We start from the raw sequence: 24980 nt of genomic DNA, 5'->3' as shown, positions 1-24980 counted from the left end.
GGATGGCCGAGCTTCCCGATATGAACGGACTTCCGGGGATGGACGCGCCTCGGGGGATGGACGCGCCTCCGGGGATGGACGCGCTCCCCGCCTGGCCGTGAGCGGCATTCGGATTGAAAATGCCTGGAGCGGCGGGATCGGGGCTGAAGTAGCCCGAGCCGCCCACATCGAGCCCGTACTGGTCGAACCCGGTGCCAGAGGTAGGAGTCGCGGCGGGGCCAGCGTCGGAGGTGGGAGCAGCATTCCAAGCGGCGCCGCCCGATGTGGGGTATGCCTCTTGAGGACCGCCGTGGAAAGGTCCGTAGGAGGGGCTTTGAGGGGGAATGCCGCCGGGGCGAGCCGGGTCATGGGCGGGAGCGGCGCTCGCCGGGGCAGCCGCCGGCCCCGATCCCGGCATGACGTTGCCTGCTGGTTGGCCGGTAGGGACCGGTTGGCCGGTAGGGACCGGTTGGCCGGTAGAGACCGGTTGGCCGGTAGAGACCGGTTGGCCGGTAGGGACCGGTTGGCCGGTAGAGACCGGTTGGCCGGTAGAGACCGGCTCGATCCCGCCGGCTGCACTGCCCGCCGCCTGCCGACTCGGCTCTTCGCCCCTGCCGAGCTGCAGCGGCACCGTCGCCTCGGATTGGTCGACGACTGCCCCGGGAGGCGTGGTCGCGGGCGTCGCGCCGGCGCCCCCGGGAAGGGAGGCGCCCTCGCGCCGAGCGCCGTGGGAGTCGTCTGTCACGACGATGCAGGTTACCAGTCCGGCCGGAGTGGCAACGGCCACCAAGATCCGCGGGAAGGAATAGACCCGCAGCCCAGGCGGGCCGCGGGTCCATCATCGGAGGCACAAGTGGCATTCGGGGCGGCGGCTCTGCATCACTGCAACTCCTCGAAGCGATAGCACACCATCACTGCGACTCCTCGGAGCTGCGATGCCACGTCACTCCATCAACTCGGAGCGATTTCACCGCGTCACCCCATCTACTCGGAGCGATTTCACCGCGTCACCCCATCCACTCGGAGCGATTTCACCGCGTCACCCCATGTATCCGGAGCGGCGACGCCGCGTCACTCCATCTGCCTGAAAAGGCGACCTCTCGTCACTCCGCTTCAGCGTTACGGCGACGTCGCGTCATCAGGATGAGGCCGACGCCACCTGCGGCGATCGCGGTACCCACGCCCGCGATGGTGACGATGTCGGTACCGGTGACCGCAAGGCCACCGGAACCGCCCGAGTAGGAACTGCCCTGGCTACCGCTGGCGTTCGTACCGCTGCCGCTCCCGCCACCGTTGGCGCCACCAGAGCCCTCGCCGGAGCCGCCGTTGTCGCCGCCGCCGGAGCCGGCGCCCGCACCGGAGTCCGGAGTGACCGGATCCGTCGGGTTGGTCGGGTCACCGCCGCCGCCCCCAGGCGTTTCACCCGGGCTTCCCCCACCGGGATTGCCGGCGCCACCGCCAGGGTTGCCCGTGCCACCACCGGTGTCACCGCCGCCGGGGTTGCCGGTGCCGCCGCCACCGGCGTCACCACCGCCGGGATTGCCGGTGCCACCACCACCGGCGTCACCACCCCCAGGGTTGCCGGTGCCGGTGTCACCGCCGCCCGTGCCACCACCACCGGCGTCACCACCCCCAGGGTTGCCGGTGCCGGTGTCACCGCCGCCCGTGTCACCACCGGTGTCACCACCGCCCGTGTCACCACCACCGGTGTCGCCGCCGCCGGGGCTGTCCGTGCCACCCCCGCCGGGGTTGTCCGGGGTGTCGTCACCGGGGTTGTCCGGGGTGCCACCTGCACCGCCGCCCGGGCTTTCCGGGTCGTCGTCACCGGGGGCCTTGGCCTCCTCGGCGACCTCGGAGGTGGCCGAGTCGTCATCGGCCGCGGCGGCCGGCTCGGCGAGCGCCACCACGCCGAGGGCGTTGAACTCAGTAGTGGAGGCAGCAGCAGAGGTGACGCCCGCCAGACCGGCGACACCCACGGCACCGACGACGACGCCGAGCCGTACTGCTGCGCGCACGCCACGACGGCGCGCGAGTTGACTGGTTCGCATGTTCCTCCCCGTACTTTCGAGCTGAATCGGTCTTCAGTGGACAATCGCGTGCGTAAGTCCGGCGGGAAGATTACCGACAACCACCGGACCACTTCCATTCACGGGCGACAATAGCGCTCAAGACGGACACTCCTTGGGAATGCCGATTGATGTTCCACACGGAACGAATGCACTCGACCACCTACAGGCAGCGGACACTCCGTGCCGTCACCGACGCTCGCACCTTCACCACACCGCCGCGCGTGGGCTGTTCCTGCGGCCTCAGCTCGACGCGGTGAAGGACCGCCGTCGAGCATGTACCGACGTTCCGCTTTTGGCGCCATTCCCAGGACATGTCCCGGACCGATCCGGTGCGCCGATTCACTGAAACAGCGACCGTCGACGTGCCATTTCGCTGACCTTCGCAGTGGTCGCGACGCCGGCAGGAGGCCCGCGCGACCCGAAGGCGATCGAGGCGGCAGGAGCGACCACCAAGCGCCGCGCCCGTGCGGGCGATGACTACGTGAGGGTGTCGCCCTCCTGCTCGGCCAAGGCGTCGGCGTCGATCTGATCGGCGAACTCCGCGGCTTCGGCGTCCCGGGCCGCGAGCGCGTCCTTGACGGCGCGGATCGCCACACCTGCGGGGTAACCCTTGCGCGCCAGCATGCCGACCAGGCGGCGAAAGATCTGGTCCGGCGTTCCCGTCGCGGCACGAAGCTTCCGGTCGACCAGGGCACGAGCGGTCGCTGCTTCCGCGTCCTCGTCGAGGGTCTCCAGCGCCTCGGTCGCCACCTCGGCGTCGACGCCACGCTGGCGGAGCTCGTTGGCCAACGCCCGCCGGGCAAGACCTCGACCGTGGTGACGGCTGGACACCCATGCCCGGGCGAATGCGGCGTCGTCGATGATGCCGACCTCGTCGTAGCGGTCGAGAACCTCGGCGATGACCTCTTCGGAGATCTCCTTCCGGACCAGCACCTTGGCGAGTTCGGCGCGAGTCCGAGGACGGCCGGCGAGCTGTCGAAGGCAGATCTCGCGCGCCAACTCGGACTCCGACTTCGGTGGCGCGGAGGGTTGTTCCGCGCCCGCACCCGCGCCTCGACGACCACGTCCGCTTCCGGTCGCCCACGCGGATGCATCCGGCGCGGTTGCACGCCCCCTGCCCGAACCGTTGCGATCAGACGCCCGAGCTCCGGTGGCGGTGCCGTCGGCGGACTCCTCTTCAGTGGAGCGGAAAGGGATCGCATCCCAGCCTCGCCCGGCTCGCGCCCCACGTCGTCCGGCCATCGCTCGACGCCTCCTCAGTCCTACGCTCGCTCGCGGTGATCGTCGCAGCCCGGTGCGGCCTGAGACAGCCGGCCCGGATGGACCGCAGGGCGGCCTGGCCACGCGAACCGCAGGGCAGCCCGCCATCCCGGAGTGGCCGCGGCCGTCGCGCCGCGGGCCCGGCTCGGCGTCTGGGCACGGAAGGAGAGGTCGAGCGCTCTCGCCGGGGAGCCCGTCCCGCCCTCCCCGGCCGGATGGCCAGGGAGGGCGCAGCCGGGAGGCGCCAGGATGGCGTGGCCGCGAGGCCCCAGGATGCCGCGCTACCGGAACGCGACGGGTCCGCGGGCGGTCGATCAGAAGTCGACCGGCGGAAGTTCCGGCCCACCCGCGGCGTCACCGCTGGTCTGGCCGACGCCGAGCTTCTCGAGGATCTTCTTCTCGATCTCGGCGGCGACGTCCGGGTTCTCCTTCAGGAACTCGCGGGCCTTCTCCTTGCCCTGGCCGAGCTGGTCACCGTCGTACGTGTACCAGGCGCCGGACTTGCGAATGATGCTCTGCTCGACGCCCACGTCGATCAGAGAGCCCTCGCGGGAGATGCCCTTGCCGTACATGATGTCGAACTCGGCCTGCTTGAACGGCGCCGCGACCTTGTTCTTGACGACCTTGACGCGGGTGCGGTTGCCGACCACGTCCGTGCCGTCCTTGAGGCTCTCGATGCGGCGCACGTCGAGGCGCACCGACGAGTAGAACTTCAGCGCGCGGCCACCCGTCGTCGTCTCGGGGGAGCCGAACATGACGCCGATCTTCTCGCGGAGCTGGTTGATGAAGATGGCGGTCGTGCCGGAGTTGTTCAGAACACCGGTGATCTTCCGGAGCGCCTGGCTCATCAGGCGGGCCTGGAGACCGACGTGACTGTCGCCCATCTCGCCTTCGATCTCGGCGCGGGGCACGAGGGCCGCCACCGAGTCGATGACGATGATGTCGAGCGCGCCGGAGCGGATCAGCATGTCCGCGATCTCGAGCGCCTGCTCACCGGTGTCGGGCTGCGAGACAAGCAGGGCGTCGGTGTCCACGCCGAGGGCGCGGGCATATTCCGGATCGAGGGCGTGCTCGGCGTCGATGAAAGCCGCGATGCCGCCGGCCCGCTGGGCGTTGGCCACCGCATGCAGGGCCACCGTCGTCTTACCGCTGGACTCGGGCCCGTAGACCTCGATGACGCGGCCGCGCGGCAGGCCGCCGACGCCGAGCGCCACATCCAGGGCGATGGAGCCGGTCGGGATGACGGCGGTCTGCACGACCGGCCGCTCCCCCAGTCGCATCACCGAGCCCTTGCCGAATTGCTTGTCGATCTGCGCCAACGCCAGATCGAGAGCTTTGTCCCGGTCAGGTCCTGCCACCATGTCCGCCACCCCTGTACTCGACTTCGCAGGCGTCTTCGCCGAAGAGCTTCTGTTCACCACGCGGGTCACGCTAGACGTTGGGTCTGACAGAAAACGACCGCCCGGCCCTGAGCTGTGGATGACCACGTCGCTGAGGACAATAGCCGAACACCTGTTCGACGCTCGAGCGACACGCCAGAACAAACGTACGAAAGGTGTTCAGCGCAGGCGCGCAGGCACCCGATCGGAGTACGCGGCCACCACGGCGCGCCAGATCGTAGCCGTCTCGACACCCCGGGCTATGGCCTCGTCGATCGTCCGTCCACCGAGGTCCGCGAAGGCGTGATCGGCGGCGAGACTGCGCGCATAGGCGGGCCCGAAGGCCTGCTCGAGGCGCTGCCAGAAATCCGTCAACCGCACGGCAAGAGCCTACTCGCGAGGCCGGAAGGACCGGAGATGTCGCCCGGAGCCGCCCCGAGAGACCTGGATCACCACGCCCACCGAGAGAGACGACACTGACCAGCAACTCGCACAAAGTGCTCAAATGTCAGGCCAGGGCTGTCGCGGCCACCTTGAGGTCGTCGACCAGGCTCTGGTACGCGGCATCCCGATCATCGGCCCGCAGCACGGCCGAGGGATGGATGGTCGCGAGCGCCTGGATCTCCGCGACCGGGAAGTCCCCGGGATGCTGCGCGGACGCCGGCCACGGCATGAGCTGGCCCCTGGATCGGGTGACCCGGAACGACGGGCCGAGCAGGGCCTTGGCCGCCGTGGCGCCCAGCACGACCAGGAGCTCCGGTTTGAGCAGGGCGAATTCCGCGACGAGCCAGGGACGGCAGGCCGTGATGTGGGCGGGTCCCGGACTCTGGTGGATGCGTCGCTTGCCGCGCAGTTCGAAGCGGAAGTGCTTGACCGCGTTGGTGATGTAGACGTGGCCCGGATCGATGCCCGCGTCGTCGACCGCCTCGCGCAGCAGCCGACCGGCCGGACCGACGAACGGCAGGCCCTTCTGGTCCTCGACGTCACCGGGCTGCTCGCCGACGAAGACCACGCGGGCATGGGCGTCACCGCGGCCGAATACCGTCTGCGTGGCGTTCTGATAGAGCTCGCAGCCCTCACAGTGGGCCGCGGCGGCCTTGAGCTCGTCGAGCTCGTGCGCTCGCGGCGGAACGAAATGCTGTGCCCCGATCGGCGCTTCGGTCCTTGGCATTCCACCGTTCTACCCGTTCGCGTGCCGTCCACGCCCGGCGGTATCACCTGAACGGGGATGAACGCGGCGGACCAGTCACCGTCATCGACCCACGATGCTCACGCCGGGCGGGTAGGCGGCAGCCGCCACGATGTCGGCGAGCGGCTCGATCGCCTCGTCGTCGAGAGGACTGACGGTGATCCGTACGCCAGGGGGCGCGTCCATGCGGAACAACGATCCGGGCGCCACCGCGTATCCGGCGTCCCTCAGTGCGGTGATCAGCCGGGTCTCGTCGGGTGTGCGTACCCAGAGATTGATGCCTGTGGTGCCGTAGGCCTTGACCCCCCGGGAGGTCAGTGCGTGCCGCAATGTGTCGCGACGGTGGTCGTAGCTCCTGCCGGCCGCGGCGATCTGGGCAGCGACATCCTCGTCTCGCCAGAGCCGGAGCAGCAGACGCTGCAGCAGCGTGGAAACCCAGCCGGTGCCGATCCGCATGCGGCCGGCCACCCGCGCGATGGTCGCCTCGTCCCCGGCCATCACGGCGATCCGGAGATCGGGCCCGAACGGTTTGGACGCCGACCGGACGAACGCCCAGGCGGTGGTGGCACCGCTCAGGCAGTGCAACGGCACGCCGGACAACTCGGCGGCATGGTCGTCCTCGATGAGCAGCACCTCGGGCCGGAAGGACAACACCTTGCGCAGGGCGGCCGCACGCTCAGTGGTGACCGCCGCGCCGGTCGGATTCTGGGCACGGGTGGTGATGACGACCGCGCGCGCCCCGGAGGCGATAGCGTCCAACAACCGGTCGGGGAGCGGACCTTCGTCGTCCATCGCGACCGGCAGGGGAGTCAGGCCGAGCGCGGCGAGCAGATCGAGCAGATTCGCCCAGCCGGGATCTTCCACGGCCACCGCGTCGCCGGGGCGCAGATGAGTGGTGAGCAGGCGTTCGATGGCGTCGAGTGTGCCGTTGGTGACGGTGATCGCCCCGGCGGCCACCGGGACGCCGTCGGCCTCGAGGCGCGGACCCGCCGCATCGACGAGCTCGGGCATCGCGTCGGCGGCCGCATAACCTCCCGGCGCTCCGACCTCATCGGACACCACCCGCAAGTGCGGACCGAGCGCGGGCAGCAGCCGGACGTCCGGATCACCCGACGACAGGTCCAGGGCGCCGGCCGGCACGGGCAGCCGCAGAGCCGCACGCGCACCGCCGATCGGCGGACGCGACCGGATGCGCGTGCCGCGCCGGCCAGAGGTCTCCACAATGCCGCGTTGGCGCAGGTCCGCATAAGCCTTCGACACCGTGGCGGGACTGACGTGCAACTCGTCGGCGAGGACCCGGATCGGCGGCAACGCCTCCCCCCAGACCCAGTCGCCCCGGCGAACGCCGGCCTCGATGCTCCCGGAAATCGCTGCGGCGGTCGAGCCGGTCACCTGGTATTGTTCTGTCACAGTGTCGATTCTGTACTAGTACAGAAAATCTGGCAAGGAGCATCCGGTGACCGACCTCTACCAGCTCACCGCCCGCACGACCGCGACGCGCCATCGCGACCGCATGCGCTACGAGCGCGGCTCGGCACACGCGATCCTCGACGAGGCCTATGACTGCACGGTGGCGTTCGTGGTTGACGGAGAGCCCCGGGTGCTGCCCACCATGCATGTCCGCGTCGGCGACACGCTCTATTTGCATGCCTCGACGGGCGGCCGGCTGGGCCTGACGGCGCGAGCCGACGGCGTGCGGGTGTGCGTCTCCGTGACCTTGCTGGACGGGCTGGTCTACGCCCGCTCGCAGTTTCACCACAGTGCCAACTACCGGTCCCTGGTGGCGCACGGAGTCGCCAAGCCGATCGGCGACGAGAGCGAGAAGAAGGCCGCGATGTCGGCCCTGGTGGAGAAGCTGGGAGCGGGCCGAGCGGCCGAAAGCCGCCCACCGACGAGCCGGGAGTTGGCGACCACCGTCGTTCTCTCACTGCCGTTGACAGAGGTTTCGGTACGGCTACGGGAAGGCGGAGTGGTCGACGATCCCGAAGACCTACCGCTGCCCCATTGGGCGGGAGTGCTCCCGTTGCAGCGCGTCGCGGGACTGCCACAGCCGGACACGGGAGTGGAGTCGGCGATCCCGTCCTACCTCCCCCACGCGCCGCACTCGCCGTGGACGACGGCAGTGCCGATGCGCGGAAAGCACGTCTCGCTGGAGCCACTTTCACCGGCACACGTGGACGGCCTGATGGCGGCACTAGCAGACGACGAGGTGTGGCAGTTCCTCCCGACGCCAAGGCCGAGCACCCGCGAAGCGATGGCCGAACACGTCACGCTCGCCACACGCCACCAGTGGTCGGGTGAGCGCGTGACGTGGGCGCAATGCGATCCGGCCACCGGCAAGGTGATGGGCATGACGAGCTACCACGACGTCGACGAGAAGGGAGGAGCCCTGGCGATCGGACACACCATCCTCGGCCGCCGCTGGTGGCGCACCGGCGTGAACACGGAGGCCAAACTGCTGCTACTCGAGCGGGCCTTCGAGGTGCTCGGGGCCGGACGGGTGTTCTGGTACACCGACATCCGCAACGAACGGTCCCAGCAAGCCATCGCACGCCTCGGAGCAAGCCGGGACGGCCTGATCCGGCGGCACCGCCTGCGACCGGACGGCACCTGGCGCGACACGGTGCTGTTCGCGATGACGGTCGACGAATGGCCGGCGGCCAAGGAGCGCCTGCAAGCCCGAGTGGCGGCCGGTTGACCGGTGTTGCGCGGCAAGCGGGGATGAGGTCAACCGGGCGACGCTGTCAAGCGGGTGAGGGCAGACCGGCCGGCCCCCGCCGATCGCGAGGAGTCCCGCCAGGCGGCCCCGGCAATCGGGGGGAGGCCAGCCAGGCGGCCCGGCGATCGGCGGGGACCGGCCAGGCCGGATCCGGCAATGGAGGTGGGTTTGACCGGGCAGTCCGCACACATAGGCCCTGGTAGGGCAGGCGCCAGGAAAGGGACGAGGTCGGTCCGGAACCCGCGGACGGGGTGAGACCGGTCCCGGACCAGCCGACAGGGCGACACCCCGGTGGCCGCGATGGCCGCGATGGCCCGTCACGCGGTCCGGAGGGCGGCCTGCCTCCGACGGCCCCGGCCGTGCAGTGGTTGTCGTGGGCTCGGGCAAGCGTGAGAACGTGCCGCACATGGGCCGCTCGGCGGGTGGCGTCGGTGGACGAGGGCTGGGGTGGGCAAGGCCACAGGTTCTTGTCCCTGCGGGGGCTGCCCGGAGGCGGCCTGCGAACCGAGGATAGGGCCGTGCTGGGAATCACCGACTTCTGGACCTACGTGCTGGGCACCGTGGCGATCATTCTGCTGCCCGGACCCAACTCGATCTTCGTGCTGTCCGTCGCCGCGCAGCGTGGGGTGCGGGCTGGGTACCGTGCCGCCTTCGGGGTCTTTGTCGGTGACACGGTTCTGATGGTGCTGGCCGCCGCCGGGGTGGCTTCACTGCTGCGGGCCTATCCGCCGATCTTCATGGTCATCAAGTACGCGGGTGGCGCCTATCTGGCCTGGGTCGGGCTGGGCATCATCCGGAGTGCCTGGCGCAAGCGGCGGGAGCGCGGAGGGGTGGTCGATCGCCGGCCGACCGGCGCGGCGGGCGCGGATGCCTCGGGGGCCATCGCCGTTCACGAAGTCGCTGCGGGTGATGATCTCGCTCCGAGCGCCGTTCCGTCGGCGGGGCAGTCCCCACCAGAGGGGACGCCCGTCGGGATGCGGCGGCCGTTCCGGCGGGCCCTCATCGTCAGCCTGCTCAACCCCAAGGCCATCCTGTTCATCGTGTCGTTCCTCATCCAGTTCGTCGAGCCGGGCTATGCGCATCCGGCGCTGTCGTTCCTGGTGCTCGGGGCGGTCCTTCAACTCTTCAGCGCGCTGTACCTCAGCGGTTTGATCTTCGGAGGACAGTTCCTGGCCGGGCAGTTCCGACGACGCCGGCGGCTGTCGGCTGCCGCCTCGACCGGCATCGGAGTGTTGTTCGTCGGATTCGGCATCAAGCTGGCGACCGCCAGCGCGGGATAGCCGCCCGGCCCCGCCACCACCTCCGCAGACGGGGACAGCACGAAACCCAGGTTCCCGAGGAAAGCACGGGAGGCGCCACCGACACTGCCTCATGGAAGGCGCGCAGGCACGGGGCAGCAGGAGAAGGCCCGCCACAGGCAGCGGCGGCACGACATCGGCTCAGGAAGCGTGGAGTCCACCCGCGCCCGGAAACTCCGGCGGCGGGTTCTCCTCCAGTGCCTCCCGGACGACCTTCTCCACCGCCGCTGTCCAGTCCCGCGGCCCGGCCTCCGCCTCCGCGTGCGTGAGCCGCAGTCGCGCGTACCTGTCCCGGGGCCGGCGCAGGAGTCCTCCGTGCTTCTCCATCTCCAGGATCACCTCCACTCCTTCGACATCCGCGACGAAGGTGACCTCCAGTTCGTCCATCTCCCGGGAGTACGCCATCGGCGGCGTGAACTGGATTTCCTGGTAGAACGGCAGGTCCTGACTCACCCCGTAGATCGCTCCTCGTTCGACGTCGGCGTGCCGGAACTGGAAGCCGAGCTGCACGACCGCCTCCAGCACCGCTTCCTGCGCCGGCAGGGGATGCACGGCGATGATGTCCACGTCGCCGTTGTCGACCGCCTCCTCCAGGGTCACCTCCGTGCGGAGGCCGAGGGACATTCCGCTGAGCTTCCTTCCGTACGCGTGGGTCAGCGGCGTCTCCCACGGCAACGTGATCGCGAACGGCAGGTCCTGGTGCTCCCCGGCCGCGAGGGTGAAGCCCGCCGCCACCCAGGCCCGGTGGAACTCGACGAGCGCGTCGCCGTCCTCCGCCTCCACCCGGCTCACCAACCCCACCGCGACGGTCGCCACGTCGACGTCGTAGTCGCCGCCGGTGAGGCGGACGGCCCCGACGAGTTCGCTTCCCGGGTGCGTGTCGGGGCTGGACAGGACGGTGTCGACGGCCGGGCCTCCCACGCCGAACGCCCGCAGTACCTTCTCGAAGACCATCCCGCACCCCTCTCAGCGCCGAGCGGGCCGCCACATCCCTCAGCGCATCCGCCGACCCACCGGTATGGGATCAGTCTCGTCGTCGAACTCGCCGATGACCTGCTCCAACAGGTCTTCCAGTGCCACGAAGCCCACTCTTTCCCCGGCTCGGGTGACCATCGCCAACTGGGCCCGGGCCGCGCGCATCTCGGTCACCGCGTCCGTGAGCGTCACCGCGCAGTCCAGGGTGAACGGACGGTCCATCAGGTCCTCGGCCGTCGCGGCCACCCCGGCGGTCGTCGCCCGCACCGCCTCCCGCACATGAACAACCCCGACGACCGTCCCGGCCGGCAAGGCCGCCGCCGGGACGGACAAGGCCGCCGAGGCCGGCGAGGAGGCGGCCGGAGAGACGGGCACAGCCGCCGAGACCGGCGAGGAAGCGGCCGAGACGGATGACGAAGCGCCCGGCGAAGAGGGGCCAGGCGGAGAGGCCACCACCGCGAGCCGCGAGCGCCCGCTCCGCAGCGAAGCCTCCTCCACGTCCCGGGCCGACGAACCCGCCGCCACCGTGACCAACTGATCGTCCGGGATGAGCAGGTCGCCCACCGTCATCTCCTGCAGCTTGAGCATGCTGGTCAGCAGCTCGGTCTGCTCGGCCCCGATCAGCCCTTCCGCCCGCGACCGCTCCAGCAGGATGTGCATCTCCTCCGGCCCGTGCGCCTGGGCGAGCTGATCCTGCGGGTGCACCCCGAACGGCTTCAGCGCCACGTTGGCCAGGCCGTTGAGGCCGACCAGCGCCGGCCGCGCCAGCCGGACGAAGCCTCGGAACGGCAGCGCCAGCAGGGTTGCCGAGCGTTCCGGGTCGGTGATCGCCCAGGATTTCGGCATCATCTCGCCGATCACCAGATGCAGGAACGTCACGATGACCAGCGCCACCAGCAGGGCGATGATCGAGCTGGGGACGTCCGGGAGGCCCGCCGCGTGCAGCAGCGGGTGGAGCAGGTGCTCGATGGCCGGCTCCGCGAGGGCGCCGAGGCCGAGCGAGCACAGGGTGATGCCGAGCTGGGCGCCCGCCAGCATCAGCGACAGCTCGCGGCTGCCCTCGAGCGCGGCGCGGGCGGCCCGGCTGCCGTCGGCGGCGGCGTGTTCGAGGCGGTAGCGCTTGCTCGCCACGAGAGCGAACTCCGCCGCGACGAAGAACCCGTTGCCGATGAGCAGCAGCACCGAGACGATGCCGGCCCAGGTGGGGCTCATCGGGAATCCTCCGGCGAGGAGGGCGATGAGGCGGAGACCCGGACCGATTCCGGCACGTGCCGGTCCACGGAGAGGACGGCCAGCTCCGCCCCGGACGCCAGCGACACCTCGTCGCCCACTTCCGGCACCCGGCCGAGATGGGCCATCACCAGGCCGGACACGGTGTCGTAGTCCTCGCCCTCGGGCAGTGGGACGCCCGTCGCGTCGGTCACCTCGTCGATGCGCCAGCGGGCCGGGACGATCCAGGAGCCGTCGGTCTGGCGGGCCGGGGCCGGCTCGGGCAGGTCGTCCTCGTCACGGATCGGGCCCACCAGCTCCTCGGCGATGTCCTCGAGGGTGATGATGCCGGCGAAGCCGCCGTACTCGTCGGCGACGCAGGCCAGTTGGCGGTGCCCGGCGCGGAGCCGGTCCAGCACGGCCGGCAGGCGCAGGGAGGCGGGCACGAACAGCGGTGCCACGGCGATCTCGGAGATCCGTACGGTGGCCCGCGAAGCCGGCGGCACGGCGAGCAGGTCCGCGATGCCGACGACGCCGACGATCTCGTCCACCCCGGTGCCCGAGCGGACCGGAAAGCGGGACCGGCCCGTCTCGAGCAGCTCGACCACCTGCGCGGCCGGGCCTGACGCCTGCACGGTGTGCACGTCCACCCGCGGCACCATGACCTCCGAGGCCGTCCGGCGACGGAAGTCGAGGCCGCGGTCGAGCAGGGCGGAGAGCTCCGGGTCGAGGTGACCCTCGGCGCGCGACTCCGCGATGATCTGCTCCAGGTCCTCCTCGGTGGCGCCCTCGGGCAGCTCCTCGATCGGCTCGATGCCGACGCGGCGCAGCAGCTTGGCGGCGGCCACGTCGAAGAGCTTGATGACCGGGCCGAAGACGGTCAGATAGATCAGCGTGGAGCGGCCCAGCGCCTTGGCGACCGGCTCGGCGCGGGCGATCGCGAGGTTCTTCGGGGCCAGCTCGCCGAGGACCATCTGCACCACGGTCGCGATGAGCAGGGCCAGCACGAGCGACACCGGCACGCTGACCGCGGCGGGTACGCCGGCGACGCCGAGCAGCTCCGCCAGCCCCTCGCCGAGGAAGGGCTCGGCGACGTACCCGACGATCAGTGCGGTGACGGTGATGCCGAGCTGCGCGCCGGAGAGCACGAACGAGAGGCGTTCGGTGACGGCGAGGGCGCGCTCGGCGGACTTGTCTCCCTGCTCCGCCTCCTGACGCAGGCGTTTGCGGTCGACCGCGACGTAGCCGAACTCCTGGGCGACGAAGTAGCCGGTCACCGCGGTGACCACGATGACGAGGAGAAGGCCTACCAAGATCAACACAGCCGGGCCAAGCCCGGCCGGATACTGCCACTCATCTCACGAAGGGTATCAGCGGGGCCGTACCCGGGGCGGAGCGGATTGTCCCGCCCGGGTCGCGGGCTCAGGACCTCGTGACGACGACGTCGTCCACGGCCGCCTCGACCAGGCTGGCCGTGCTCGCGTCGGCCGCCTCGACCTGCAGCCGGACGGTCTGACCGGCGTACGCGGAGAGGTTGACCGTGGCCTTCTGCCAGGAGGCCGCGCGATTGGTGGCCGCACCCGCCTGGTTGAACACCGTGGTGACGGTGGTGCCGGAGATCACGCGGACCCGGAAGTAGTCCGCGCTGCTGGAATTGTTCAGGTGCGACAGGTACCAGGAGAACGACAGCGAAAGCGTGCCGCTGGGCAGCGCGATCGCGGGCGACTGGATCGTCGTGGCGCCGCCGTCGACGTCGTACGTGCCCGCGCTGGTGCCCGCCGCGGCGCCCGTGACCAGGTCGTTGCTGCCGCTGACCGCGGTGCCGAGCTGGGTCGCGACGCCCGAGGAGGTCGCGGCCGGGTCACCGCGCTGCCACGCGCCGGCGGTGGCCGTGTCGCCGCCCGCCGCGTTCGCGGCCCAGCCCCTGGCCGTTTCGAAGTCGTCGCCGAACACCGTCTCGCCCGGCGTCCCGGTGTCGTCGGCCAGCGTCCAGACCGCGTACGCGATCGCGTCCGAGTTGCGGTCCAGCGCGGTGTCGCTGACGTTCGTGACGGTGTCGCAGGCGCGGTGGTAGCAGGGGTCGAACGCGCCCGTCGTGCCGCCCCAGAGCTCCACCTGCGCGGCGGTCTTGCGGCCCTCGGCGCCGGTGAAGATGCCGCCCGCGGGGATGCCGTTGGCGATGAACGGGCCGTAGTCGCTGCGGCCGTCGAAGTCGGTGCCGCGGGTCGGCACGTTGATCGACGTGAAGTAGGCCTCCAGCGTGTCCTCGATCTCGGCGGAGCCGGCCGGGCCGGGACCCGAGCCGGTGCCGTCGGAGTCGTCGCCGTCGTAGAGGAAATAGCCGGGGTTGGGCGAGCCGACCATGTCGAAGTTCAGGTAGCCGCCGATCGCCGCCTTCTGGGCCGCGCTCAGCGAGTTCACATAGAAGGTCGAGCCGCGCAGCCCCAGTTCCTCGGCGCCCCACCAGGCGAACCGTAGATGCCGGGTCGGCTGGAAGCCGGTGCGGGCCACGGCGAGCGCGACCTCCAGGCTCGCCGCCGAGCCGGTGCCGTTGTCGTTGATGCCGGGCCCCGCCGTGACGCTGTCCAGGTGCGCACCGACCATCAGGGTGTCGTTGGTGTTGCCGCCCGGCCAGTCCGCGATGAGGTTGTAACCGGTCGCTCCGCCGTACGTGAAGGACTGCTGCTGGGTCTGGAAGCCGGCGGCGTCGAGCAGGCCCTTCACATAGGTGACCGAGGCCAGGTAGCCGGGCCGGCCGTGCGCACGGTTGCCGCCGTTGGCGGTGGCGATCGACTGGAACTGGGAGAGGTGGTTCTTGACGTTGGCGAGCGGAATGTCGGGCGGCGCCACGGCGGCAGCCTGCGCCGGGGCCGCGGCGGCGACGCTGAGCAGCAGCGCCGTCGCTCCGATCAGGGGCATTGCTCTCACGGGAGTCCTCCGCGGGGCTCGGGTCCGCCGTCGCCGGGGGTATAGCGGCGGCCACGCCGAGCATTACAGAGTTAGACGTCCGTCTATCCATACCGACTGACCCATACCGCTAACCGTCGGTATAGAAGGTGCTGACGATCATTCCCCAGGTGGCGAAGTTCGCCGGCCAGTCCAGTTCCCGGGTCATCAAGCCGAACGCGTAGCCCTTGCCGCCGGAGGCGATCCAGCGGGTCATCGCGTGCATGCGGACGCCGGAAGGGCCGTCGTAGGCGTACTCCCAGTCCGCGGCCCGGGCCAGCGCGGGGATCCGGTTCATGGCGTACTGCTGGTAGCCCGGCAGGTTGCCCGCGACCCGCAGCCGGGCCGCCTCGTCCCGGCAGGCCTTCACCGGGTCGCCCTTGGCGTTGCGCGCCGGGTCGATGCTGAGCACCCGCAGGTTGCTCGGGTCGCGGAAGCAGAGCGTCGTACCGATCCGTTCGTACGTCCACCCGTCGGGCACCGCGATGTGGAAGCCGCGCTCGGTGTAATAGGACCAGCCCTCGTAGAGCGCCCAGCCGTCGCGCAGCTTCTCCGCCCCCGGCTGAGGGGTCCGGCGCTGCACCGACGAGGCGCCGCCGAGGCAGCCGACCGGGCTGAAACCGCCCGTACCGCCTGCGGTGCCGGACGTGGAGGTGGGCACCGGAGGCGGCGAGACCGTGCCGGACGCGCCGTTCGGTGCCGCGCCGTCATTGTCCCGCAACGCCAGGCCGGCGGCGACGCTCCCGGCACCGAGCAACGCCACCGCGGTCACTCCCGCGACCAAGCGCCGTGAGCGCGACCGCACCGGCGTGCCCCGCCGGGCCGGGACCGCCCGCGCCCGCGGGACGGCGGCGCCGCCGCCGCGGACCTGACGCTTCGGCATGTGCGGCGCGAGCTCGTCGTCCAGGGCTCTGCGCTGCGACGGTACGACCGGACGGGGACCACCGTCACCCCCGGCGAGGACCGCGCGCAGCCGCCGGGCCGCCTCCACGCCGGTGAGGCGCTCGGCCGGCTCGCGCCGCAGCAGTCCCAGCAGGACGGGCCTCAGCGGCCCGGCCCGGGTGGGCGGGTCGGGTTCTTCGGTCGCGAGCGCCAGCAGGGTCGCCATCGCGCTCTCCCGCGCGTACGGCGAGCGGCCCTCGACGGCGGCGTACAGGGTCGCGCCGAACGACCACAGGTCGGACTCCACGGTGGACGCGCCGTCGCGGGCGCGCTCGGGCGACACGTACTGCGGGGAGCCGACGACCATCCCCGGCCCGGTCACCGAGCCGTCGTCGACGAACGTGGCGAGGCCGAAGTCGGTGAGCACCACCCGGCCGTCGGTGCCGATGAGGACGTTGTGCGGCTTGACGTCGCGGTGCAGCACGCCCGCGCGGTGGGCGGCGGTGATGGCCTCCAGCACGTCGAGGCCGATGCGGGCGGCACCCCTGGGGGAATACGGGCCGTCCTCGCGGAGCACCTGGTGCAGCGAGCGCGACGGCACGTACTCCATGACGATCCACGGCTGGTCCACGGCGTGCACGACGTCGTAGATCTTCACCACGTGCGGATGGTTGAGCCGGGCCGCGCTGCGCGCCTCGCGCAGCGTCCGGTTGCGCAGCCGGGCCTTCTCGCCGTCGGTCATCCACTCCGGCAGGACGAACTCCTTGACCGCCACGTCACGGTCGAGCATCTCGTCGCGAGCCAGCCAGACGCGCCCCATCCCGCCGACGCCGACCGGTTCGCGCAGGCGATACCGACCGGCGATGAGCATCCGCCTGACCGCCATCGGCCCCCACCCGTCTCTTCCTACTAAGAGTAGTCGCGCCTGACGCGAGCGCACATCGACGTCACCCGGCCACCGCATAAACCACCAGGTTGTCCCGGTAGGACCGCAGACTCCGGTCGAAGACGCCGCCACAGGTGATCAGGCGAAGCTGGCGGTCCGGTGTGGGCCCGTAGACCCGCTCGGTCGGGAACGCGTTCTTCGGATACCAGGCCGTCGCGGTGACGGTGAAGGTGAGCGTCGCGCCGCCGCGGATCACCTCGATCCGGTCGCCGACGCCGACCTCGCGCAGCCGGTAGAAGACCGCCGGGCCGTTCTTCGAGTCGACGTGGCCGGCGAGGACGGCCGGGCCCACGTCGCCGGGTGCGGTGCCGTCCGCGTACCAGCCGGCGTGGTCGTCGCCCTCGGGCGGCACAAGCTCGCCGTCCGCGCCGAGCCGCAGAGCCTCCAGCACGGTGTCGATGCCGACGGCCTCGACCCGGAGGCGGGTCGGCGGCCCGCTCGCCGCCGGCTTCGCGGTGCCGAACGGGTCCGGCAGGCCGTCCGGCTCCGGCCAGTCCGACGGTACGGGCACAGCCGACCGGGCGGCATCAGGAGCGGCGCCGGGGCCCCGGCCCACCTGACCGGCGGGACGGGGCTCGCGCAGCACCAGGTAGCCGGTGGCGACGACGACGGCGGTCAGCAATGCGGCCGCGACCGGCAGGAACGCGCGCCGGGCGGTGTCGCGTACGGTCATCCGGCGGTCTGCGGACGCCGCCTGAGCGCGACCGCGACGCCCGCGCCGACGGCGGCCGCGAGCCCCGCCAGCAGCAGTGCCGCCGGTAACGGATCCGCCGGGGCGGTGCCTCCGCCGCCGGTGGCCACGCCACCCTGGGGTACGCCGCCCTGGCGGGCCGCGTCGATGTGCAGCTCCGGCTTGAGGCCACCGTCGCGATCGTCGAGCACGAGCAGCGAGTAGACGTTGCCGGCCCCGAGAGTGCACGGCAGATCACTGGTCCTGCCGCCGCCGGCCGGTTTCACCTTGACCGTCCACCTGCCCGGGTCGACCGCGCGGTAGTCGGTGGTGGTGGCGAACGCGACCCCGTCGGCGATGGTCTGGCCGTCGGCGCCGCCCACGTCGAGCACGGGTGCGCGTACGGAAGCCTGAATGATCCTGATCTTCGACTCGTCCCGGCCGGGAAGCCGCAGATCGTCCTTGAGCACGCGCAGGCCCAGGTCGGCGTAGCGGCCCACGCCCGCGACCGTGTAGGCGGCGCCGTCGTCGACGGTGACCTGCGTGGTCAGCACGGGCGGCGCGCTCGCGGCCGCGCCCGCCTTGCGCATGGCCACCGAGTAGGTGCCCGCGGGTAGACGCAGGTAGTCGGACATGGCGCCGTACGCGACGCCGTCGAACCTGTGGTCCTCGGCCGCGCCGCTGGTGGACTTGAGATAGACGTCGACGGCCGGGGTGTCGGGCGAGAGATGGGCGAGGCGGACGTAACCTGCGCCGACGGCTCGGGCCGGCGACGCGGTGAGCGTCAGGGCGGCCAGCACGGCGGCTGCCGCGGCGATACGAGTCAGCACGGTGCCTCCTGTTCGGCGAACATCGGTGGCAGGCCTCAATGTGCCCTACGTCACTACGCCGCGAAATGGCCCGTCCGGTTCGGCCTCGCCGCTGACCCGTCGTCCCGCCTGGGACCCGACGTCTGATTGATGCCTTCCTGGCAGGTCCCGGATTTCTGTCAGACCCCCGGGGCACCATGGTGACTGTGCCTGACGTCCTGGAGCAGTTCGGCCTCGCTACCCGTGAGTGGTTCAAGGCGGCCTTCGCTGCGCCCACGGCCGCCCAGGCCGGCGCCTGGCGTGCCATCGGCGCCGGGCGCCACGCGCTCGTGGTGGCGCCCACCGGCTCCGGCAAGACCCTGGCGGCGTTCCTGTGGTCCCTCGACCGGCTCGCCCACGAGCCCGTCCCCGAGGACCCGAAGCACCGCTGCCGGGTCCTCTACGTCAGCCCGCTGAAGGCGCTCGCGGTCGACGTCGAGCGCAACCTGCGTGCCCCGCTGACCGGCATCCGGCAGGCCTCGGGCCGCCTCGGCGTACCGCCACCCGACATCACGGTCGGCATGCGCACCGGCGACACCCCGGCCGACGAGCGCCGCGCCTTCGCGCGCACTCCGCCCGACATCCTCATCACCACGCCCGAGTCGCTCTTCCTCCTGCTGACCTCCGCCGCCCGCGAGTCTCTGCGCGGCGTGGAGACGGTCATCGTCGATGAGGTCCACGCCGTGGCGGCCACCAAGCGCGGCGCCCACCTGGCCCTCTCGCTGGAGCGCCTCGACGCCCTGCTCGGCCGTCCCGCCCAGCGGGTCGGCCTCTCCGCGACCGTGCGGCCGATCGAGGACACCGCCCGCTTCCTCGGCGGCGCGCAGGACGTCGAGATCGTCCAGCCGCGCAGCGCCAAGACCATCGAGGTCTCCGTCCAGGTGCCGGTCGAGGACATGACCCGCCTCGACGAGGTGCCCCACACCGATGCGGACGATCCGGGCGCGGGCCGCCACTCCCCCTCCATCTGGCCGGCGGTCGAGGAGCGGGTGCTCGACCTGATCCAGGCGCACCGGTCGACGATCGTCTTCACCAACTCCCGGCGCGGGGCCGAGCGGCTCTGCGCGCGCATCAACGAGCTGGCCCTCGAGCGCGCCGGCGGCGAGCTCACCCCGGCGCCGCGGCCGCCGGCGCAGATCATGGCCCAGTCCGGCGAGGCGGGCGGGGCGCCGCCGGTGGTCGCCCGGGCCCACCACGGCAGCGTGTCGCGCGAGGAGCGCAAGCAGATCGAGGAAGCGCTGAAATCGGGGCAGTTGCCCGCCGTGGTCGCCACCTCCAGCCTCGAGCTCGGCATCGACATGGGCGCCGTCGACCTCGTCGTGCAGATCGAGGCGCCGCCGTCGGTCTCCGCCGGCCTGCAGCGCATCGGCCGCGCCGGTCACCAGGTCGGCGCCGTCTCCCGCGGCGTCGTCTTCCCGAAGCATCGCGGCGACCTCGTCTCCTGCGCCGTCGTCGCCGAGCGCATGGGCGAGGGTGCCATCGAGGAGCTGCGTTATCCCCGCAACCCGCTCGATGTCCTGGCCCAGCAGATCGTGGCCATGGTCTCGCTCGACCCGTGGCACGCCGACGACCTCGCCGCCCTCGTGCGCCGGGCCGCGCCCTATGCGGAGCTGCCCGACTCGGCCCTGCACGCGGTGCTCGACATGCTCTCCGGCCGCTATCCCTCCACCGCGTTCGCCGAGCTGCGCCCGCGGCTGGTCTGGGACCGGACGACCGACCAGCTCACCGGCCGGCCCGGCGCCCAGCGGCTCGCCGTCACCAGCGGCGGCACCATCCCCGACCGGGGCATGTTCGGCGTCTTCCTGGCCGGGTCGGAGCGCGCCTCCCGGGTCGGCGAGCTCGACGAGGAGATGGTCTACGAGTCGCGCGTCGGCGACGTCTTCCTCCTCGGCTCCACCTCGTGGCGCATCGAGGACATCACGCCCGACCGCGTCCTCGTCTCCCCCGCGCCGGGCGCGCCCGCGCGCATGCCGTTCTGGAAGGGCGACACCCTGGGCCGGCCGGTCGAGCTGGGCCGGGCGATCGGCGCCCGGCTGCGCGGGCTCACCCGTGCCGACGACGAGACCGCCACCGCGTCGCTGCGCGACTCCGGCCTGGACGAGTGGGCCGCCGACAACCTCGTCGCCTACCTGCGGGAGCAACGCGAGTCGACCCGTAACCTGCCCGACGACCGGACGGTCGTGGTCGAGCGGTTCCGCGACGAGCTCGGCGACTGGCGGATGACCGTCCACTGCGTCCTCGGCGCCCGGGTCAACGCGCCCTGGGCCCTGGCCATCGCCCGCCGGCTCTCCGAGCGGTACGGCGTGGACGGCCAGGTCATGCCCTCCGACGACGGCATCGTGGTGCGGCTGCCGGACACGGCGGAGGAGCCGCCCGGCGCCGACCTCGTCGCGTTCGACCCCGAGGAGATCGCGCAGCTCGTCGAGGAGTCGGTCGGCACGTCGGCGCTGTTCGCCTCGCGCTTCCGCGAGTGTGCCGCCCGGTCGCTGCTGCTGCCGCGCCGCGACCCGCGCCGGCGTCAGCCGCTGTGGCAGCAGCGACAGCGCTCGGCCCAGCTTCTCGACGTGGCGCGCGAGTTCGCCGACTTCCCGGTGACGCTGGAGGCGGCCCGCGAGTGCCTCCAGGACGTCTTCGACGTGCCCGGGCTGGTCGGCCTGATGCGCGAGATCGCCGGCCGCAAGGTGCGCCTCGTCGAGGCGGAGACGCCGCGCCCGTCGCCGTTCGCCCGCTCACTGCTCTTCGGATACGTGGGCGCCTTCCTCTACGAGGGCGACGCGCCCCTGGCCGAGCGCCGCGCCGCCGCCCTGGCACTGGATTCCACCCTGCTCGGCGAGTTGCTCGGCCGGGTCGACCTGCGCGAACTGCTCGATCCGGCGGTCGTCGCCGAGAGCGAGAGCCAGTTGCAGTGGCTGACCGCGCAGCGCTCGCCACGCGACGCCGAGGACGCCGCGGAGCTGCTGCGCCTGCTGGGCGACCTGTCGCCGCAGGAACTCGTCGCACGCTCGGTCGACCCGGCGTGGGCGGAGCAGCTCGCGGCGTCCCGCCGGGCCATCCGCGTACGCATCGCCGGCGAGGAGCGCTGGATCGGCGTCGAGGACGCCGGCCGCTACCGCGACGCCCTCGGTGTCGCCCTGCCGGTCGGAGTGGCCGAGGCCTACCTGGAGCCGGTCACCGACCCCCTCGGCGACCTCGTCGCCCGGTATGCCCGCACCCATGGCCCGTTCGCGGCCGCCACCTGCGCCGCCCGCTTCGGCCTCGGCGTCTTCGTCGTCGAACAGGCCCTCAAGCGGCTCAGCGCCACCGGCCGTGTGGTCTCGGGCGAGTTCTCCCCGGGCGGCGCCGGCAGCGAATGGTGCGACGCCGAGGTGCTGCGGCTGCTGCGCCGCCGGTCGCTGGCCGCCCTGCGCCGCGAGATCGAGCCCGTGCCGCCCCGGGTGCTGGCCGCCTTCCTGCCCCGCTGGCACCAGATCGGCGGCAATGCCCGCGGCGTCGACGCGCTCGCCGCCGCCATCGAGCAGCTCCAGGGCGTGGCGGTCCCGGCCTCGGCCTGGGAGCGTCTGATCCTGCCGGCCCGGGTCGCCGACTACGCGCCGCCGCAGCTCGACGAGCTGTGCGCCGGCGGCGAGGTGCTCTGGGCCGGCGCGGGCAGCATCGCCGGCGGCGACGGCTGGGTCACCCTCGCCTATGCGGACAGCGCCCCGCTGCTGCTGCCACCGCCGGACGACGAGCCGGCCACGACGCCGTTGCACCGGTCGATCCTCGACGCCCTCGCGGACGGGCAGGCGCTGTTCTTCCGCATGCTCTCCGACCGGGTCGGCTCCACCGACGACACCGCCCTGGCCGCCGCCGTCTGGGACCTGGTCTGGGCGGGCCACCTCACCAACGACACCTTGGCGCCGCTGCGGGCCCTGCTCGGAGGCAGCGGCGCCCACCGCGCCAAGGCGGCGCCGGCCCGCACCCGCTACCGGCGCCCCGGGCGCCCGGTCATGCCCGCGCGGGGCGGCCCGCCGTCGATGGCGGGCCGCTGGTCCCGCCTGCCCGACCGCGACCTCGACCCGACCCGCCGTGCCGCGGCCCTGGCCGACCTCCTGCTCGAACGCCACGGGGTCGTCACCCGCGGCGCGGTGATGGCCGAGGGCGTCACCGGCGGCTTCGCGGCGGTGTATCCCGTCCTCGGCGCCCTGGAGGAACGCGGGGCCGCCCGGCGCGGCTACTTCGTCGAGGGCCTCGGCGCGGCCCAGTTCGCGGTCCCGGGCGCGGTCGACCGCCTCCGCGCCCTCGCCGAACCGGCCGAACTCACCCGGCGCGCCGGCGCCACGGCCGTCGTCCTCGCCGCCACCGACCCGGCCAACCCGTACGGCGCCGCGCTGCCCTGGCCGGAAAGGGTCGTCGACAGCGGCAACGGCGAGACGACCCCGGCCACCGGCCACCGCGCGGGCCGCAAGGCCGGCGCCCTCGTCGTCCTCGTCGGCGGCGACCTCATCCTGTATGTCGAACGAGGCGGCCGCACCCTGCTGTCCTTCGTGGACGACCCGGAAGCCTTGGTCGCGGCAGGCCAGGCCCTGGCCGGCGCGGTCCGATCCGGAGCCCTGGGAGCCATGTCGGTCGAACGAGCCGACGGCGAGTCGGTGCACTCGTCGCCGCTTCGAGACGCACTGACGGCCGCGGGCTTCCGGGCCACACCCCGGGGCCTACGCCTCCGCGGCTGACCGCCGGGCCGCGACCTTCGCGGCCTGCTTGTCGAAGACCTACGCTTCGGCCGGTTCCCGCTCGTCGGCGCGCAGCCACGTGCCCACATACATGGGGTCCGGCACATAGCGGGCCTGCGGAATCTCGTCGTCGCGGGGCGGCCAGTCCCGGTGGGGCAGATAGGCCAGGCGCCACGCGATGACGAGGAACAGCCACGGGTCCCGGCGTCATCCGGTTGCCCGGTGCCCTGCGATCGGATGATCGGTCTCCGGTGCGACGGCCGGCCAGCGGATGGTGTACATCCAGTCGGGGCCGTCCTCGCCCGGCTCGTCGAGCGACGCCGAGCGGGTCAGGCCCGCCCGCTGCGCCACCTTCTGGGAGGCGACGTTGCCGGGGCGTACGCGGGCGAGGATCGGCCAGTCCGGAAGATGCTCGCCCGCCCACCGCACGACGGCGGTCGCGGCCTCGGTGCCCACGCCGGTGCCCCAGGCCGCCGGCGCGAGGCGGTAGAAGAGGTTGAGCACCTCCCGGTCGCGGAACCGCACGAACTTGAGGCCGCAGAAACCCAGCGTCGTACCGTCCTCGCGGGCCGACACCACCCAGTAGCCGAAGCCGTGCCGGCGCCAGTGCCCGTCCCAGCGGGCGAACACGTCCTCGGCGTCCGTACGCGTGGCGAGTAGGTCCGACGGATTGTGGTGACACGCCTCGGCATCGTGGTGGACGTCGAAGATCGCGTCGACGTCGGCGGCGACCGGCCGGCGCAGAGCCAGCCGTGCGGTGACAATCTCCACGGTTGGCGACTTTACGATCTAGGGCCGTAGCCCCGCCAACCCGGTACATACCGGCCCGCGCGAACCGTGCCGGCTCTCACCCGTCCGGGCATTTGAAGCGCGGCTCAGGGCAGTTGCGGCGCGGCTCAGGGCAGTTGCGGCGCGGCTCAGGGCAGTTGCGGCGCGGCTCAGGGCAGTTGCGGCGCGACGGCCGTCGCCACCAGGTCGAGGTGATGCAGGTCGCTGAGGTCCAGGAGCTGCAGGTACATCCGGGAGGCGCCCGCCTCGGCGTACCGGCCGAGGATGTCCACCGCCTGATCGGGCGTGCCGACGATGCCGCCGTGGCCGCGCATCTCCTCGACCTCGCGCCCGATCGCCGCCGCCCGACGGGCGACCTCCGCGTCGTCGCGGCCGACGCAGAGCACCGCCGTCGACGAGAACGCCGGTGGGGTGGCGCGGCCGATCTCCTGCGACGCGGCCCGGACCCGGTCGTACATGGCGGGCAGGTCCTCGATCATGGCGAACGGGGTGTTGAACTCGTCCGCGTACCTGGCGGCGAGGGCCGGGGTGCGCTTCTTGCCCGTACCGCCCACGATGATCGGCGGGCGCGGGGACTGCACCGGCTTCGGCAGCGCCGGCGAGTCCAGCACCTGGTAGTGCTTGCCGTCGAAGCTGAACTTCTGTCCCTGCGGGGTGGTCCAGAGGCCGGACACGATCTCGAGCTGCTCCTCGAGGCGGTCGAAGCGCTGGCCGAGCGGCGGGAACGGGATGCCGTACCCGGTGTGCTCGGCCTCGAACCAGCCGCCGCCGAGCCCGAGCTCGACCCGCCCGCCGCTCATCGCGTCGACCTGGGCGACGCTGATCGCCAGCGGGCCGGGCAGCCGGAACGTCGCCGAGGTGACCAGCGTGCCGAGCCGGATGCGGGACGTCTGCACGGCGAGCCCGGCGAGCGTCACCCACGCGTCGGTCGGGCCGGGCAGGCCGTCGCCACCCATCGCGAGGTAGTGATCGGAGCGGAAGAAGCCGTCGTATCCGGACTCCTCGGCGAACTGGGCGACGCGGCGCAGGTCGTCGTAGGAGGCACCCTGCTGCGGTTCGGTGAAGATGACGAGACGCATTGCCCCACCCTGCCACGCGAAGCGGCGCGCCGCC

Annotated in this window: 18 protein-coding genes; 3 read left to right on the top strand and 15 right to left on the bottom strand. The window is 72.1% G+C overall.

What is annotated here, in order from left to right:
- Positions 1-1082: 1082 nt before the first annotated feature.
- The 6 genes from EDD30_RS27405 to EDD30_RS27380 form a co-directional block, all read right to left on the bottom strand.
- Positions 1083-1994 carry a hypothetical protein gene (locus EDD30_RS27405; protein WP_071803744.1) on the bottom strand — a complete coding sequence of 304 codons (912 nt, stop codon included), beginning with the start codon at positions 1992-1994 and terminating at the stop codon, positions 1083-1085.
- Positions 1995-2525: 531 nt separating this feature from the next.
- Entirely contained in the window at positions 2526-3290 is a 765-nt protein-coding gene (locus EDD30_RS27400; protein ID WP_071803745.1) for a regulatory protein RecX, read from the bottom strand.
- A gap of 332 nt (positions 3291-3622) precedes the next feature.
- On the bottom strand, positions 3623-4669 hold the full coding sequence (recA, locus tag EDD30_RS27395; RefSeq protein ID WP_071803783.1) for a recombinase RecA: 1047 nt from the start codon (positions 4667-4669) through the stop codon (positions 3623-3625).
- Positions 4670-4867: 198 nt separating this feature from the next.
- Positions 4868-5068: a DUF3046 domain-containing protein gene (locus tag EDD30_RS27390; RefSeq protein WP_071803746.1), complete on the bottom strand. Its 201-nt coding sequence runs from the start codon at positions 5066-5068 to the stop codon at positions 4868-4870.
- A gap of 127 nt (positions 5069-5195) precedes the next feature.
- Positions 5196-5858, bottom strand: a complete 663-nt coding sequence (locus EDD30_RS27385; RefSeq protein WP_071803747.1) for a UdgX family uracil-DNA binding protein — start codon at positions 5856-5858, stop codon at positions 5196-5198.
- Positions 5859-5939: 81 nt separating this feature from the next.
- Positions 5940-7286 (bottom strand): aminotransferase class I/II-fold pyridoxal phosphate-dependent enzyme, encoded by a 1347-nt coding sequence (locus EDD30_RS27380; protein ID WP_071803748.1) that lies wholly within the window; start codon positions 7284-7286, stop codon positions 5940-5942.
- A 46-nt stretch (positions 7287-7332) separates the two neighbouring features.
- Between EDD30_RS27380 and EDD30_RS27375 the strand changes: the two genes are divergently transcribed.
- Together EDD30_RS27375 and leuE are read left to right on the top strand one after the other, a co-directional pair.
- On the top strand, positions 7333-8574 hold the full coding sequence (locus EDD30_RS27375; protein ID WP_244945416.1) for a bifunctional pyridoxamine 5'-phosphate oxidase family protein/GNAT family N-acetyltransferase: 1242 nt from the start codon (positions 7333-7335) through the stop codon (positions 8572-8574).
- Positions 8575-9113: 539 nt separating this feature from the next.
- Positions 9114-9875, top strand: coding sequence for a leucine efflux protein LeuE (leuE, locus tag EDD30_RS27370; RefSeq protein ID WP_084556181.1), 762 nt, complete (start codon positions 9114-9116; stop codon positions 9873-9875).
- 159 nt (positions 9876-10034) lie between these two features.
- Here leuE and EDD30_RS27365 read toward each other — a convergent pair whose 3' ends face one another.
- The 7 genes from EDD30_RS27365 to EDD30_RS27335 all read right to left on the bottom strand — a co-directional run bounded on the left by EDD30_RS27365 (position 10035) and on the right by EDD30_RS27335 (position 18351).
- Positions 10035-10847, bottom strand: a complete 813-nt coding sequence (locus EDD30_RS27365) for a sporulation protein (protein ID WP_071803749.1) — start codon at positions 10845-10847, stop codon at positions 10035-10037.
- A 39-nt stretch (positions 10848-10886) separates the two neighbouring features.
- Entirely contained in the window at positions 10887-12080 is a 1194-nt protein-coding gene (locus tag EDD30_RS27360; protein WP_071803750.1) for a hemolysin family protein, read from the bottom strand.
- Positions 12077-13399 carry a hemolysin family protein gene (locus tag EDD30_RS27355; RefSeq protein WP_071803751.1) on the bottom strand — a complete coding sequence of 441 codons (1323 nt, stop codon included), beginning with the start codon at positions 13397-13399 and terminating at the stop codon, positions 12077-12079. The genes EDD30_RS27360 and EDD30_RS27355 overlap by 4 nt, the downstream gene beginning before the upstream one ends.
- Positions 13400-13499: 100 nt before the next feature.
- Positions 13500-14996 carry a M28 family peptidase gene (locus EDD30_RS27350; protein WP_071803752.1) on the bottom strand — a complete coding sequence of 499 codons (1497 nt, stop codon included), beginning with the start codon at positions 14994-14996 and terminating at the stop codon, positions 13500-13502.
- 118 nt (positions 14997-15114) lie between these two features.
- Entirely contained in the window at positions 15115-16791 is a 1677-nt protein-coding gene (locus EDD30_RS27345) for a serine/threonine-protein kinase (RefSeq protein ID WP_071803754.1), read from the bottom strand.
- Between the two features lie 61 nt (positions 16792-16852).
- Entirely contained in the window at positions 16853-17524 is a 672-nt protein-coding gene (locus tag EDD30_RS27340) for a class F sortase (protein WP_071803756.1), read from the bottom strand.
- Positions 17521-18351 (bottom strand): DUF4397 domain-containing protein, encoded by an 831-nt coding sequence (locus EDD30_RS27335; protein ID WP_071803757.1) that lies wholly within the window; start codon positions 18349-18351, stop codon positions 17521-17523. The genes EDD30_RS27340 and EDD30_RS27335 overlap by 4 nt, the downstream gene beginning before the upstream one ends.
- A gap of 176 nt (positions 18352-18527) precedes the next feature.
- Here EDD30_RS27335 and EDD30_RS27330 point away from each other — a divergent pair, with 176 nt between their 5' ends.
- Positions 18528-23078 carry an ATP-dependent helicase gene (locus tag EDD30_RS27330; RefSeq protein ID WP_123678532.1) on the top strand — a complete coding sequence of 1517 codons (4551 nt, stop codon included), beginning with the start codon at positions 18528-18530 and terminating at the stop codon, positions 23076-23078.
- Positions 23079-23285: 207 nt separating this feature from the next.
- Here the strand turns inward: EDD30_RS27330 and EDD30_RS27325 are convergent, their stop codons facing one another.
- Positions 23286-23849, bottom strand: a complete 564-nt coding sequence (locus EDD30_RS27325) for a GNAT family N-acetyltransferase (protein WP_084556182.1) — start codon at positions 23847-23849, stop codon at positions 23286-23288.
- A 167-nt stretch (positions 23850-24016) separates the two neighbouring features.
- A complete protein-coding gene (locus tag EDD30_RS27320; protein ID WP_071803763.1) occupies positions 24017-24946 on the bottom strand; it encodes an LLM class F420-dependent oxidoreductase in 930 nt (309 codons plus the stop codon).
- Positions 24947-24980: the final 34 nt, after the last annotated feature.

This window comes from Couchioplanes caeruleus (genome assembly GCF_003751945.1).
Lineage (GTDB): Bacteria > Actinomycetota > Actinomycetes > Mycobacteriales > Micromonosporaceae > Actinoplanes > Actinoplanes caeruleus.
This window is presented reverse-complemented; position numbering and strand designations above follow the sequence as displayed.